At 44.5% G+C, this 13,982-nt stretch carries 14 protein-coding genes and 1 pseudogene; 1 reads left to right on the forward strand and 14 read right to left on the reverse strand.

Annotation, left to right across the window (positions count from 1 at the left end):
* Positions 1-3: 3 nt before the first annotated feature.
* The 9 genes from ACTNBF_RS07715 to ACTNBF_RS07755 all read right to left on the reverse strand — a co-directional run bounded on the left by ACTNBF_RS07715 (position 4) and on the right by ACTNBF_RS07755 (position 9,975).
* On the reverse strand, positions 4-1,440 hold the full coding sequence (locus tag ACTNBF_RS07715) for a M20/M25/M40 family metallo-hydrolase (RefSeq protein WP_441029209.1): 1,437 nt from the start codon (positions 1,438-1,440) through the stop codon (positions 4-6).
* Positions 1,441-1,461: 21 nt separating this feature from the next.
* Positions 1,462-1,722 carry a hypothetical protein gene (locus tag ACTNBF_RS07720; RefSeq protein ID WP_441089015.1) on the reverse strand — a complete coding sequence of 87 codons (261 nt, stop codon included), beginning with the start codon at positions 1,720-1,722 and terminating at the stop codon, positions 1,462-1,464.
* Positions 1,723-3,630 (reverse strand): ABC transporter ATP-binding protein, encoded by a 1,908-nt coding sequence (locus tag ACTNBF_RS07725; protein ID WP_441089010.1) that lies wholly within the window; start codon positions 3,628-3,630, stop codon positions 1,723-1,725.
* 3 nt (positions 3,631-3,633) lie between these two features.
* Positions 3,634-5,382 carry an ABC transporter ATP-binding protein gene (locus tag ACTNBF_RS07730; protein WP_441089011.1) on the reverse strand — a complete coding sequence of 583 codons (1,749 nt, stop codon included), beginning with the start codon at positions 5,380-5,382 and terminating at the stop codon, positions 3,634-3,636.
* Positions 5,345-5,857 carry a MarR family winged helix-turn-helix transcriptional regulator gene (locus ACTNBF_RS07735; RefSeq protein WP_427808098.1) on the reverse strand — a complete coding sequence of 171 codons (513 nt, stop codon included), beginning with the start codon at positions 5,855-5,857 and terminating at the stop codon, positions 5,345-5,347. The genes ACTNBF_RS07730 and ACTNBF_RS07735 overlap by 38 nt, the downstream gene beginning before the upstream one ends.
* A 152-nt stretch (positions 5,858-6,009) precedes the next feature.
* Positions 6,010-7,392: a citrate/2-methylcitrate synthase gene (locus ACTNBF_RS07740; protein ID WP_427808100.1), complete on the reverse strand. Its 1,383-nt coding sequence runs from the start codon at positions 7,390-7,392 to the stop codon at positions 6,010-6,012.
* Positions 7,393-7,582: 190 nt separating this feature from the next.
* Positions 7,583-8,263: a TIGR00266 family protein gene (locus tag ACTNBF_RS07745; RefSeq protein ID WP_427808102.1), complete on the reverse strand. Its 681-nt coding sequence runs from the start codon at positions 8,261-8,263 to the stop codon at positions 7,583-7,585.
* 19 nt (positions 8,264-8,282) lie between these two features.
* Entirely contained in the window at positions 8,283-9,155 is an 873-nt protein-coding gene (gene rsmA, locus ACTNBF_RS07750; RefSeq protein ID WP_427808104.1) for a 16S rRNA (adenine(1518)-N(6)/adenine(1519)-N(6))-dimethyltransferase RsmA, read from the reverse strand.
* Positions 9,156-9,204: 49 nt separating this feature from the next.
* Positions 9,205-9,975: a TatD family hydrolase gene (locus tag ACTNBF_RS07755; RefSeq protein WP_427808128.1), complete on the reverse strand. Its 771-nt coding sequence runs from the start codon at positions 9,973-9,975 to the stop codon at positions 9,205-9,207.
* Positions 9,976-10,166: 191 nt separating this feature from the next.
* On the opposite strand from ACTNBF_RS07755, the gene ACTNBF_RS07760 reads away from it, so the two are divergent.
* A complete protein-coding gene (locus ACTNBF_RS07760) occupies positions 10,167-10,457 on the forward strand; it encodes a hypothetical protein (protein ID WP_427808106.1) in 291 nt (96 codons plus the stop codon).
* A 57-nt stretch (positions 10,458-10,514) separates the two neighbouring features.
* Here the strand turns inward: ACTNBF_RS07760 and saoD are convergent, their stop codons facing one another.
* The 5 genes and pseudogenes from saoD to saoT form a co-directional block, all read right to left on the reverse strand.
* A complete protein-coding gene (gene saoD, locus ACTNBF_RS07765) occupies positions 10,515-10,847 on the reverse strand; it encodes a DsrE-related protein SaoD (protein WP_441049547.1) in 333 nt (110 codons plus the stop codon).
* A 27-nt stretch (positions 10,848-10,874) separates the two neighbouring features.
* Positions 10,875-11,295: pseudogene (locus tag ACTNBF_RS07770) on the reverse strand (hypothetical protein); the annotation flags it as partial.
* Between the two features lie 143 nt (positions 11,296-11,438).
* Complete coding sequence (gene saoB, locus ACTNBF_RS07775; protein ID WP_311184829.1) at positions 11,439-12,230, reverse strand: ABC transporter substrate-binding (seleno)protein SaoB; 792 nt, start codon at positions 12,228-12,230, stop codon at positions 11,439-11,441.
* A 3-nt stretch (positions 12,231-12,233) separates the two neighbouring features.
* Positions 12,234-13,373 (reverse strand): efflux transporter SaoE, encoded by a 1,140-nt coding sequence (gene saoE, locus ACTNBF_RS07780; RefSeq protein WP_441089012.1) that lies wholly within the window; start codon positions 13,371-13,373, stop codon positions 12,234-12,236.
* Positions 13,370-13,624, reverse strand: a complete 255-nt coding sequence (saoT, locus tag ACTNBF_RS07785; protein ID WP_441025714.1) for a thioredoxin-like (seleno)protein SaoT — start codon at positions 13,622-13,624, stop codon at positions 13,370-13,372. The genes saoE and saoT overlap by 4 nt, the downstream gene beginning before the upstream one ends.
* Positions 13,625-13,982: the final 358 nt, after the last annotated feature.

Genomic DNA, 13,982 nt, shown 5'->3' on the forward strand with positions numbered 1-13,982 from the left:
TGACTACCGACTCTTCTTCACCACATTCTTATAAAAGTCAACTCCCATAGGAAGTGTCCCCTGATAAATATTCTCGTTCAACGCATGAATGCTTCCGTACTGCTGCCCATCGATGTACAGCGGCGCAAAGCGGATACAGTTTTTGCTGACTTCGGAATAGTATTTTGCGTCGGTTCCGCCGGTCATGATATACGGGCAGATACCGATTCCCGGATACATTTCTTTTGCTGTTTCTTCTACAAGACGGAATGCATTGCTGTTATAATCTACGATCGGGCATGGCGGATCCTGGCAGATGATTTCTGTCTCGATATCATATTTCTTTGCGATTTCGCTCACGGCTTTGATGCTCTCTTCATTCGGCTGGTGATGGCTGAAACGCATATTGCCGGTCACATAGGCCTCCTGGGGGAGTACGTTCAGGCCATCGGATCCTTTTGCCGTGGTGAATGCGAGTGTCGTGTGGATCATCGCGCCTGCCACGGAGTTGATAGATGGAAGTAATTTCTCCAGAAGCGGCTTGAACAGCCACATATTGGCAAAGATTACTTTCATTCCAAAATCCATATTCGGAGCGCAGCGCCGGAACATTTCATCCAGTGTCGGTGTGAATTTGTTCACGAACGGGCTGTGTTTTTCTACATCTACCATAAATTTTCCGAGACGAACAAGCGGAGAATTCTTCTTCGGTGCGCTCGCGTGTCCTCCGTTGCTTCTGGCCGTGAATTTGACATCCCCATATCCTTTTTCCACAACGCCGACCATGCCATAGGTTCCTTTGACTCCACCGATCGGCTCTTCGATAATCATGCCGCCTTCATCCAGTACCAGCGCAAGTTCGATTCCCTGTTCTTTCAGATATTCAACGGTAGCCGGAGCTCCGTCACCGCTCCACTCTTCAGTACAGCTGCTTCCGATATAGACATCTACTTCCGGCTGATATCCTTCTCCGATCAGTTCTTCGATCGCCGTGAAGATGCAGAAAAGGCTTCCTTTGGTATCCACCGTTCCTCTTCCCCATACTCTTCCTTCTTCGTCGATGTCACCACTGAAAGGGGCATGTTCCCAAGTTCCGCCTGCTTCTACCACATCCTGGTGGCTCATAAAAAGAATCGGGTTTTGACTGCTTTTTCCGCTCCATTTAAAGAGCAGGCTTCCGTTAAATACATGCTTCTCACAGTTCTTATGCACGTTCGGAAATAATTCTTCCAAAACCTCATGAAATTCATAGAACTCGCTTCTGTCTTCCTGATTCAAACAGGAGATCGTCTCTTTCTGAATCATTTTTGCCAGACGTTTTCCGTATTCCACACTCCGCTGACTCGTATCAAGCTTCACTTTTGCTTCCTTTGCTTCAGTCGGCTTCAGCATGACCGCGCGGAGCACTACAATGAGAATCAGCACTGCAAGAGCCGCCAGAATCACTCCAATAATCATCATATTTTTCTTCCTCCTTCTTTTTTAAAGCTCACGGGTCAAGTCCTTGACCCATATGTATTTACGATAGTGATACATCACCCATGGGATCTTGCCCACTTCGTCCAGACAGGTACACGCATATACAACGAGCACCGACCAGTTCTTTTCGCTCTCATACAAATAAAAGTATATGGCATTGCACAGGAAAAAGCAATCTGTTTTCGGGTGCCCTGATACAGCATCAGGGGATGTCTCTTCGTTTCCGAAGGGCACATCCCCTGACATAAATTCCATATTTTTCATTTACGCGCTGATTGCATTCCCGGTATAAAGCTGATAATACTTTCCTTTTTCCTCCATAAGCTGTTCGTGCGTTCCCCGCTCAATAATTCTTCCCTGTTCCAGAACCATGATACAGTCTGAATTCCGTACCGTTGACAATCTGTGAGCGATGACAAATGTGGTACGTCCGTGCATCAGTTTATCCATACCGTCCTGAACAATTCGCTCGGTTCTTGTATCGATCGAGCTGGTTGCCTCGTCGAGAATGAGTACCGGCGGATCTGCGATCGCTGCCCGGGCAATCGCAAGAAGCTGTCTCTGACCCTGACTTAAGTTTGCCCCATCTCCGTGAAGCATGGTATCATACCCCTGCGGGAGTCTTCGGATAAATCCGTCTGCATTGGCAAGCTTTGCCGCTGCAATGACCTCTTCATCGGTCGCATCCAGTTTCCCGTAACGAATGTTTTCTTTAACCGTTCCGGTAAATAAGTGTGTATCCTGGAGTACGATTCCCAAAGACCTTCTCAGATCCGGTTTCTTGATCTTGTTGATATTGATTCCGTCGTACCGGATCTTACCGTCCTGAATATCATAGAAACGGTTGATCAGATTGGTAATCGTCGTCTTTCCTGCTCCGGTAGATCCTACGAATGCGATCTTCTGTCCCGGTTCCGCATAAAGTTTCACATCGTGAAGAACGATCTTCTCGTCTGTATATCCAAAATCAACTCCGTTGAAGACTACATGACCTTTCACTTCTACATAATCTGTAGTTCCGTCTGCCTGATGCGTATGTTTCCATGCCCATCTTCCGGTACGCTCCGCACTCTCTACAAGCTTTCCGTCTTCTTCTTTTGCATTGACCAGCGTAACATAACCTTCATCCTTCTCAATCGGTTCATCAATCATCCGGAAAATTCTCTCTGCACCGGCCATTGCCATAACAACCGCATTGAGCTGGTTACTGATCTGGTTAATCGGCATACTGAAGCTCTTATTAAAAGTCAGGAAACTTGCAAGTCCGCCGAGTGTAAATCCGCCTACATGATTCAGCGCAAGAATACCTCCCACAATCGCGCAGATTACATAGCTCACATTTCCAAGCTGTGCGTTGATCGGTCCTAACACATTGGCAAAGGTATTGGCTCTGTCTGCACTCTCAAAGAGCTGATCGTTCAGTTCTTTGAATCGTTCTTCATTTTCCTCTTCATGGCAGAAGACTTTGACAACCTTCTGTCCATTCATCATTTCCTCAATATATCCGTTAACCTTTCCAAGATTCACCTGCTGTTCCATGAAATATTTTCCACTCTTGCCTGCCGCGAATCCGGACGCTTTGATCATGAGCGCCACCATAACCAGGGTCACAATCGTAAGCGGAATATTCAAGATCAGCATACTGACAAATACACTGATGATCGTAAATCCACTGTTGATCACCTGCGGAATACTCTGGCTGATCATCTGTCTCAACGTGTCGATGTCGTTCGTATAGACCGACATGATATCTCCATGAGCATGAGAGTCAAAATACCTGATCGGCAGTTTTTCCATGTGTTCAAACAGATCATTTCGCAGATCCCGCAGCGTTCCCTGCGTTACATTGACCATGATCCGGTTATACAAATAGGTACACAGTACTCCCAATGCATAGAACACGGCCACTCTGCCAATCGCATGTGCAAGCGGTCCGAAATCCGGCGTGTCGGAAAGCAGAAACGGCGTAATGTAGTCATCGATCAGGTTCTTGGTAAACATGGTTCCCTGCACATTTGCAAGCACACTTCCGCAAATGAATAAGAACACGAAAATACAATGGATCTTATAGCTTTTGAGAACATATTTCATCAGTCTTATAAATAATTTCCCGGGATTCTTAACCTTCGGTTTTGGTCCTCTTGGAGCTCCCGGCTTCATTGGTCCTGCCATCTTCTATTCACCTGCCTTTTCATCAAAATCTCCGCCGCCTTTTGTCTGAGATTCATATACCTCACGGTAAATCTCATTTCCGGCAAGCAGTTCTTCATGCGTTCCGAATCCATCCACTTTTCCTTCATTCAGGACAAGGATCCTGTCCGCACTCTGCACACTTGAAATTCTCTGTGCAATAATCAGTTTTGTCGTATCCGGTATTTCCTCAGCAAAAGCTTTGCGGATTTTGGCATCGGTTGCCGTATCCACCGCACTGGTACTGTCATCCAGGATCAGAATCTTCGGTTTCTTAAGCAGTGCCCTCGCGATACAAAGTCTCTGCTTCTGACCACCGGACACGTTATTTCCTCCCTGCTCGATATGTGTCTCATAGCCTCTTGGGAATCTCCGGATAAATTCATCCGCACATGCCAGCTGACATGCCTTCTCACATTCTTCACGAGTCGCATTTTTATCACCCCAACGCAGATTATCCAGAATCGTACCCGAAAACAGTACATTATTCTGCAGCACGACGGAAACCTGATTACGGAGGGATTCCATATCATATTCCTTAACATTTCTTCCGCCTACAAGCACTTCTCCCTGCGTCACGTCATACAGACGGCTTACCAGATTCACAAGCGAAGTTTTCGCACTTCCCGTCCCTCCGACAATTCCGATCGTTTCACCGGAATGAATACAGATATTAATATCCTTCAACACCGGCTCTCCTGCATCTTTTTTATAAGAGAAATCCACATTTCTGAATTCAATAGAACCGTCTTTCACTTCATGAACCGGTTCTTCCGGATTCTTCAGATCACTGGTCTCACTTAGAACTTCAGAAATACGTTTAGCACTTGCCATACTCATGGAAATCATAACGAAAACCATGGACAGCATCATAAGACTCATCAGAATATTCATACAGTATGTCAGAAGACTCATCAATTCTCCGGTGGTCAATGTATCAGAAACGATCATTTTTGCACCGAGCCAGCTGATCAGCAGAATACAGGTATAAACGGTAGACTGCATGATCGGTGAATTGTAAACCAGATTGCATTCAGCCTTTTTAAAGATCTTATAAATATTCTCACTCGTCCGCTTAAATTTTTGTGTTTCCTCTTCTTCTCTTACATAAGCTTTTACCACCCGGATCGCTGACACATTTTCCTGCACAGAAGCATTCATATCATCATATTTCGGAAATGCCATCTGAAAATATTTGGTTGCATTGCTCATGATAAAGAACAAAATTCCTCCCAGAATAATTACAGCAATCAGGTAGATGGAAGCCAGGCGCGCGTTAATGCGGAATGCCATCACCATCGCACAGATCAGGCTGGCAGGCGCACGTGTAAACATCCTGAGTACCATCTGATAGGAATTCTGGATATTTGTCACATCCGTCGTAAGTCTTGTCACAAGCCCGGCTGTGCTGAACTTATCAATATTGGAAAATGAAAATGTCTGGATATTGCGAAACATCGCTTCTCTTAAATTTCTCGCAAATCCTGTGGAAGCCTTCGCTCCGAACCTTCCTCCCATAATTCCGGCAAAAAGCCCCACAAAGGCTGCAACGATCATCACCGCTCCGACTTTGTAAATGTGTCCCATGTCTCCGGCATTGACTCCGTCATCAATAATAGAAGCCATCAAATACGGAATCATCATTTCCATGAGCACTTCCAGAATCATGAACATCGGCGTTATGATTGATGCAGCTTTAAATTCTTTTACTTCTTTCAGTAATGTCCGAATCATCTCTCTCCTCCTTGTTGATAAAAAGTTCCTTTTGTTTTATAAGATTTTTCTCTAATTTCTCAGTAACAATAAAAAAGGCATCCAATTCTTCATCTGAGATTCCTTCCAGCGTCCTGACATTAAGTCCACTGATGATCCCTTCGATTTTTTCATGGGTATAAATCCCTTTCTCTGTGAGCAATACTTTCTTAAGGCGGGCATCATAGTCCACCGACTCTCTCCGAAGATATCCTTTTTTCTCCATCAACTGAATAACGTTCGTGACAGACGAACGTCCTACTGAAAAGTGCTTTTCAATGTCTTTTTGAAAAATATCGCGGTCCCGGTTCTCATACAGATACCGAATGATCCATCCGTGCATCAGTGTAATCTCATCGATTCCTGCTTCCTTCACATGCATCGACAGGTTCCGGCGCATCATATGATCCAGCCGCTTGAGGACCAGACCGACCTGATCCCGCTTCTTTTCTGTCATCCGACTACCGCCTTTCTTTTAGTTCGTTTTCGAATTGTTCGATACTAAACATATTTTACTTCAATATTTCTAAATGTCAATCTTTTTCTTGACTTTTCGTCTATATTTTGGGCAAGCAAAAAGAGCAGTTAAACAACTGCTCTTCTCATATACTATGATCTATCTTCCATCTTCACATACTCTCTGTGCGGTGCCAGAGGCTTATATGCCGGACGAATGATCTTATCTACATTTTTCAACTCTTCCAGACGATGTGCACTCCAGCCTACTATACGTGCTGTCGCGAAAATCGGTGTGTAAAGCTGCTCCGGAATTCCCAGCATACTGTATACCAGTCCACTGTAGAAGTCCACATTCGCATTTACACCTTTGTACATCTTTCTCTTCTGTGCTATGATCTCCGGCGCCATCTTTTCTACTTTTGCATACAGATTGTATTCTTTTTGACACCCCTTCTCGACAGCAAGCTTTTCTACAAAGCTCTTAAAGATATCTGCACGCGGGTCAGAAACAGAGTAAATCGCATGCCCCATTCCATAGATCAGACCCTTCTTGTCAAATCGCTCTTTGTTCAAAAGGCCTTCCAGGTATGCACGCACCTCATCATCATCGTCCCAGTCCTTTACTTCTTTCTTCATATCGGCAAACATCTGAGTCACTTTGATATTGGCACCTCCATGCTTCGGGCCTTTCAGAGAAGCCATCGCCGCTGCCACGGTAGAATAGGTATCCGTTCCGGATGAAGTCACAACGTGCGTCGTAAATGTCGAATTATTTCCGCCGCCATGATCCATATGCAGTACAAGCGCCATATCCAGAAGCTTCGCTTCCAGATCGGTATACTGTCTGTCCTCACGCAGCATCATCAGGATATTCTCCGCTACAGATTTATCCGGCTCCGGTGCATAAATATAAAGGTCATCACCCATGCGATAATTATATGCATGATAGCCGTAAACCATCAGCATTGGGAACTGGCTGATCAAATTCAAGCACTGTCTCAGGACATTCGGAATGCTTGTGTCATCTGCCTTGTCATCATAAGAATACAAATTCAGAATCGAACGCGACAGGCTGTTCATCATATCACGACTGGGGGCTTTCATAATAACATCCCTGACAAATGTCGGCGGCAAGGTTCTTCGCTCCACCAGCATCTCATGAAACTCCGCAAGCTGCTTAGCATTCGGAAGTTCTCCAAAGAGCAGAAGATATGCGACTTCCTCAAATCCAAAGTGTCCTGCCTCCAGAAATCCTCTGACAAGATCCTTGATATTATACCCCCGATAATAGAGATTGCCTTCACAAGGGACTTCTTCGCCATTCACGATCTTCTTTGCGCAGACATCCGAAATATTCGTAAGCCCGGCAAGTACACCCTTCCCATTCACATCCCGAAGACCACGCTTCACATCATATTCCGTGTAAAGCTCCTTGTCAATCGCATTACTCTTCTCACAGAGCGCCGCAAGTCTCTCAATCTCCGGTGTATTCTCGAACAACACCTGCTCCACAGTTTTTCCGTTATTGGTCATCTACCATACCCCTTTCTTTCTGTCTTAAACCAATAAGTACCTTTCGCCATCAAGCGTCTCCAATTTTGGTGTGTTGCTCTATTCTATCAAATAGTATACAAAAATACAATCCTATAATTCTTAAAGTTTTATAACCTAATTATTAATTGTTACTGTTCTGAGCCAAGCAGATTTGACAAAAACTGTTACATTAATTTCCAGCTGGGAAATACGGTCTCAGTGCATTTGCAACACTGCTGATTGGCATCGTCTGAAGCCATACATGCCCCGGTCCGGTAATTACAGTATTAAACAGTCCTTCGCCTCCGAATACCATATTTTTAAGTCCCGGTACCGTCTGGATATCCATCTGGCAGCTCGCAGTCATTGCGGCAAGATATCCGGAATCTATCACGATCTGCTGTCCAGGCTGCAGATCATACTCCACAACGTGTCCATCGAATTCTGCAAATACAATTCCATTTCCGGATACTCTCTGCAGGATAAAACCTTCCCCTCCGAACAGTCCAGAGGCTACTTTTTTCTGAAAATGCACGGTCAGGCTTACTCCTGCTTCCGAAGCCAGAAATGCCTTCTTCTGAAAAATATATTCCTGTCCCGGTCTCACCTCAAACGCCTTAATCGAACCCGGAAAACTGGATGCAAATGCGATCAGTCCCTTCCCGCCCTGAGACGTGTAAGTATTCTGAAACATGGATTCTCCGGAAAACATTCTTCCGAATGCTTTACCGATTCCTCCATTGGTAGATGTGTCCATTTTCATATTCGGAGACATCCATGACATAGATCCTCTCTCTGTCACCATCTGCTCCCCATCCTCCAGTTCGCAGATTACTACCGGTAATGTGTCACCTTGTATCTGATACCTCATACTTGTTTCCTCCTATATTCTACATCAGCTCACCGATGTGATTTGCAAGTTCTGCAAACTCTTCCAGTGTAAGAGCCTCTCCCCTGATACTTGCCCCTCTTCCCAGACGGTCGATTGCCTCACTGATGACCTCTTTCGGCAAATCCAATTCCGGCGAGTTTTTAAGCCCGTTCGCAAGCGTCTTTCTCCTCTGATTGAACGATGCCCGGATAATCCGGAACATCAGTTTTTCATCTCTGACGTGTACCGGCGGCTGCGCATGTCTGGTAAGTCGGATCACAGCAGATCCCACAGTAGGTCTCGGCATAAAACAATTCGGCGGTACATTTGCAACAATATACGGTTCGGCATAATACTGAACCGCAAGCGACAAAGCACCATAATCCTTTGTACCTGGTCCTACCTGCATTCGGTCTGCCACTTCCTTCTGCACCATAACTGTAATACTCTCCAGCGGCACATGATTTTCGAACAGTCCCATGATAATCGGTGTCGTAATATAATATGGAAGATTCGCAACCACCTTAATCGGCTTTCCTCCATTTTTCTCTTCTGCAAGCGCAGCAATATCCACTTTCAGAATATCTTCGTTAATCACTGTCACATTATCATAATCTGATAAAGTATCCTCCAGGATTGGGATCAATGCTTTATCAATCTCCACCGCCGTCACTTCTCGCGCCGCACATGCAAGATACTGCGTCATCGTTCCAATCCCCGGCCCGATTTCCAACACAAAATCATCCTTCGTAATGTCCGCTGCCCGGATAATCTTATCCAGTACATGCGTATCAATCAGAAAATTCTGTCCGAATTTCTTCTGAAAATTGAATCGATATTTCTGCAGAATCTCAATGGTATTCTGCGGATTCCCTAATGTCGGTTCTTTCACTTTGCTGTCTCCTCTCGTTTCTCACATAATACGGCAGGGATTCTGCCTGCTAAACAGGATCCAGCCGATACATTCTGCGTGCATTTTCTTCCGTTGTGGCAATCACTTCTTCTGCCGAAATCCCCTTCAATTCAGCAATCTGCTCTGCAACATATAATAAATAAGATGATTGATTCCGCTTACCCCGAAACGGTTCCGGTGCAAGATAAGGGCAATCTGTTTCCAGAAGGATACGCTCCAGTGGCACTGCCCCCACGACTTCTTTCATCTTCTTTGAATTCTTAAACGTAACCACTCCGCCGATTCCAATGTAAAATCCCATCCTCACATATTCCTCAGCCATCTCTTTTGAATAGGAATAGCAGTGAATCACACCCTCAAGATCTTTCGCATAATTCTCCATCACATACATTGTATCCGCAGCAGCATCACGGCTGTGGATCACCACCGGGAGATTCAGTTCCTTTGCCAGTTCAAGCTGACGTACAAACCACTTTCTCTGAACCTCATGCGATTCGTTATCCCAATAATAATCCAGACCGATTTCTCCAACCGCAACCACCTTATCCTCTTTAAAAAATTCCCGCATCTTTGCGAACTTTTCCTCATCAAGAACCCCCACCTCATCCGGATGAATCCCGACAGCCGCATATACATGCGGATACTTCTTTGCAAGCTCCACTGCGTGTAAACAAGATTCATACGTGGCACTTACATTTACAATCGTTCCTACCCCAAGGGACGGCATTGCTTCCAGAAGCGCATCCCGGTCTTCCTGAAACTGCTCATCATCATAATGAGCGTGTGTATCAAATATCATTTTTGTCACCCTTCATTTGTCTCTATAGTCCATACCAATTTGCATGATACATTTGTAGTATATCACATTCTTTCTTAAAGAAAAATATATTTTTCTCTTGCCCCTTGTCTCCTACTTATGTATACTAGAGGTAGTGTAAAAATGGAAGTCGGGGCGACTATCCATCCAGCAAGTTAAAGGAGGTTTTTGCAATGAAAGTATATGATACCGTAAACAATGTAGAATTAGAGGCTGATACTCAGGGACTGGTTGATATCATGGTAGCAGGACGTCAGGTTGATGTATATCTCCCGGCACCAAGATCCGATGCTGACGGATATCTTACATGGGATGTAGAACACTGGTCATCTATCGACAACAGACGTTTTATCCGCTGCTATTCCTACAAAGGAAGAGTTCTCAGTGAATCTACAGGTCATAACCTGTACGATCTGGCAAATGATTTCAAACCGGAAGAAGCTGTAAAAATTGAACTCAGCTAAGCTGACAAAAATGGCGGGAAATTCAAGTATATTTCCCGCCATTTTTGTTTCATATTTTTACAGAGTAATCACCTGCTCTACTCCTGCCGGTACAAGTGCTGCGTATACGTTCGGGAAACATCCGATTCCTGCCGGTGCGATCAGCTTGTCAGCGATATCTCTCTGGTAACAGCATCTGTCGCATGCCATCAGAAGAACGCCTGTCTTCTCACTTAATTTCTGAAGTCTTGCAGCGATATCAAATCCTTCGACAAGCATATATGCATTGTCGAAGAAGAACATCATACCAGCAACCTCAACTCCGTGACGATCTTCTTCCATCTGAGGAATAATCATGTTCTCAAGGATTTCTCTTGCATGTTCGGATTCCAATAAATAAGCTACTTTCATGGTATAAAACCTCCTGTAAAAATGTTTTTATACTTCAAATGTAGCCTTCGCCTCTCTTACCGCGATGTGAATATCTGCTTTGATAAGGTTGTCCGGGTCCAGCTCCATTTCAGTAATATACTGGTCGAATTCTGCACTGCTGCAGAAGAAATTCATGACATTTCAGCATGAACCTGCCCAATTCGACAATTCTCCGAGTGGAAAAGTCAGCGCATGAAGCGTCTTCGGCGCATAATCTGCCACTTCTCCATTCACAATTTTTACAAAGACCGGTTCGCCGGATACCGCGGATACAGTCCCAATATTCCTGCTCCGTCATAGACAGTTCCTAAAGCACACCTGCTTTATCTTCCTCAAGATTAAATGCTCTGCCTTCATTCACTGTAAACTCCAGAATATAATGTCTCACCTGATTCTGTCTGCTATTAAACTTACGCTCTACATTCTGTTCCATATTCAATTGCTTCCCTTCTAAACTTTTTCCTTCTAAAATAATTAATTGCAATTCCTTTTTCTTTTGTCACTTAAGCCGTAGCTTCTTTTCCTGCCCTTAAAAGTTTTCGAAATTCCTTCTACTGATATGGACATTTTCTAATCCTCACTTTCTTCTAACCGTAAAAATTGAATTGTTTTATCCTGAAACCAGCTTTTTTCCACTCCCAGTTTCTCTGCCAGGTATTCCGGCTTATTCAGCTTGTCAACTGCTTTGTTGTAGCTATTTATAAAATCTGCAAACGCTTCCGTCTGAGCAAACTTTTTGTCAACGACGATAACATAGGAAATATAATCCGTGTCAGAAAGCGGCTTGCACAAGTAAGATGGCACTCCCGCAGCCTTTGTTAAATCCTGAATCACTGCGTCCACCTGTCCGTCTTCCAGAGAATACAGAATTCCTTTTTGCGTAATTTCCTCAAATTTTTCAATCTGGGGGTATGTTTTCTGCGCAACTGCCTTTTCCTGCTCTCTTCCCCGACTGACTCCAACCGTTCTTACCTGATCAAAATCATCTTTAAAACAGATCACTTCTGCATTCATCACGGTTGGTCCATAAATCATGACGTTCTCATTTTCCTCAACCGTATGCTGTGCGATATGACCGCAATAAAACGCAACATTGATCTCATCCGCACTCAGTGCCCACTGAGCCATATTACTTCAACAATCTTTAAAGGAAGAACTCTCCATAGTTTCCGCGATCGTATATTTACCACTCAATTCATCAACCGTTTCATTCATCAGCACTCCGGAGATATCGTCTCCTGCACCGATCCGGATCACTGCATCCCCATTTTTCTCCCTTTCCTTCGGGAAGAAAACGGTTACCATAACTCCGACCAGAATAAAACCTGCCAGAAAAACCACAATCTTTTTATCACTGTTCATCTGCTATGCCTTCTTCATTTTCGATCTGATAGCTGTAGACAATGCATATGCTGCATACGCAACCAAAATCCCACTACAGATCCATTCTCCCCAATCCGGCAGTGCAATGATCAGTTTATTGGCCTGCTGAATCGTGTGTGACGTTCTGTCAAAATCCAGTACCGGATTGAATCCCGGCATAAGCAGTCGGTTTGTGATATAGCCAACCAGATTGGAAATCGCGACCACCATGGAAAAATACATAAACATAGCTCGTTTCCCAATCGTTTTGGAAATCGTAAGCAGCTCCGGAATATTGGTTCCGGCTCCGGCCATCAAAAAGGTGATCGTCACTCCGGGAGCCGCACCGCTCGCAACCAGCGCTGCAATAAACGGGATGTGTCCTACTGCGCAGACATACATGAGTGCTGCGACAACTGTAATCCCCAGAAGGGAGATCATACCCGGATTCCCCAGATAATCCTGCACAAATGACTGTGGTACCACTGTAAAAAGAAATCCCGCGATCAGCATTCCGGACACCGTGTATTTGCTGATAGTCACGCTCAGTTCTGTAAACGACCATCTCAGTCCACTCTTCAGTTTTTCCCAGACGGACGGTTCCTCGAATTCCAGCTGGATCATAGCCGGTTCTTCCTCTTCGTCTGTTTCCAGGGAAATGGTTCCTTCTGCTTCTTCATTATTCTTATTTCGAAGACCGATATGCAGTTCATTCCCCGCGAAATGATTTGCCACGATTCCAATAATCATCGGCGCGACAAATCCGGTTATTATGTATATAATCGTAATTTCTTTTCCCAAAAGTCCCCATGCCAGAATCACAGCCAGAGGATTGATCATCGGTGTACTGGTCATAAATGCCAGTGTCGGCCCCAGATATGCACCACTGTAATACATACTGATTCCAAGCGGGATCGTACCGCAACTGCAGATTGGTATAAACATTCCGGACAGTGTTGTCCAAAACACGCCGCTGATCCTCTTGGAACCGATCGCGGTTTTCTGAATCTTCTCCGGTTTCAGGAATTCATGCAGCACACCTGCCACAGCAAAACTGAATACCATCCACGAAGAAGAACTGTTCAGCATTGACCACGCGGACTGAATGATGCTGAAAATAAAACTTCCCAATTCGGATATCATAACTTCAATGCCTCCTCAAAAGCCTGACGCACAGCAGGTTTAGTCAGCTTTGTAATTGCTTTTTTCTCATTAATAATCAGCATACTCTTCGTAATTGCTCCGTACTTTTTAATATAATCGAAATCCTTGCCGGCGCGATAAATTCTTACATTTACCCGTCCTTCATATTCTTTCTCCAGGACTTGAACCAAGTCGCCAAATACTTCGCATCACGCACATGCACTGATATACTCGATACAAGGCTTTTCCACTTTTTACTACACCTCCAGATTTATTCCGTATTATTATATCTTTATTTATTCGTTCTTTCCGTATTTATAGAAAAAAAATAATATTTTGACCATATTTTATTATTTTGTTCAATATTCCTATATTAATTAGTGACATGCTCCCACTACTTAAGCCCTAAAGCTTTGAAGTAGGGGCTTCTTACTCAATAACCCGATAGGGCTAAGTATCAATAAGCTATCCCCGCGTGCCCCGCGGTTCTTTTCTGCTCGGTTACGGGCATATTTCAGCCGCAGTTATGCGCATAAAATTCTTTTTCCTTCTTCTCGGATATTGATCGCTGCATTCACATCCCGATCCATCCGATTCCCGCACCCACAT

Source organism: Bariatricus sp. HCP28S3_A4 (assembly GCF_052066395.1).
Taxonomy (GTDB): Bacteria; Bacillota; Clostridia; order Lachnospirales; family Lachnospiraceae; genus Allocoprococcus.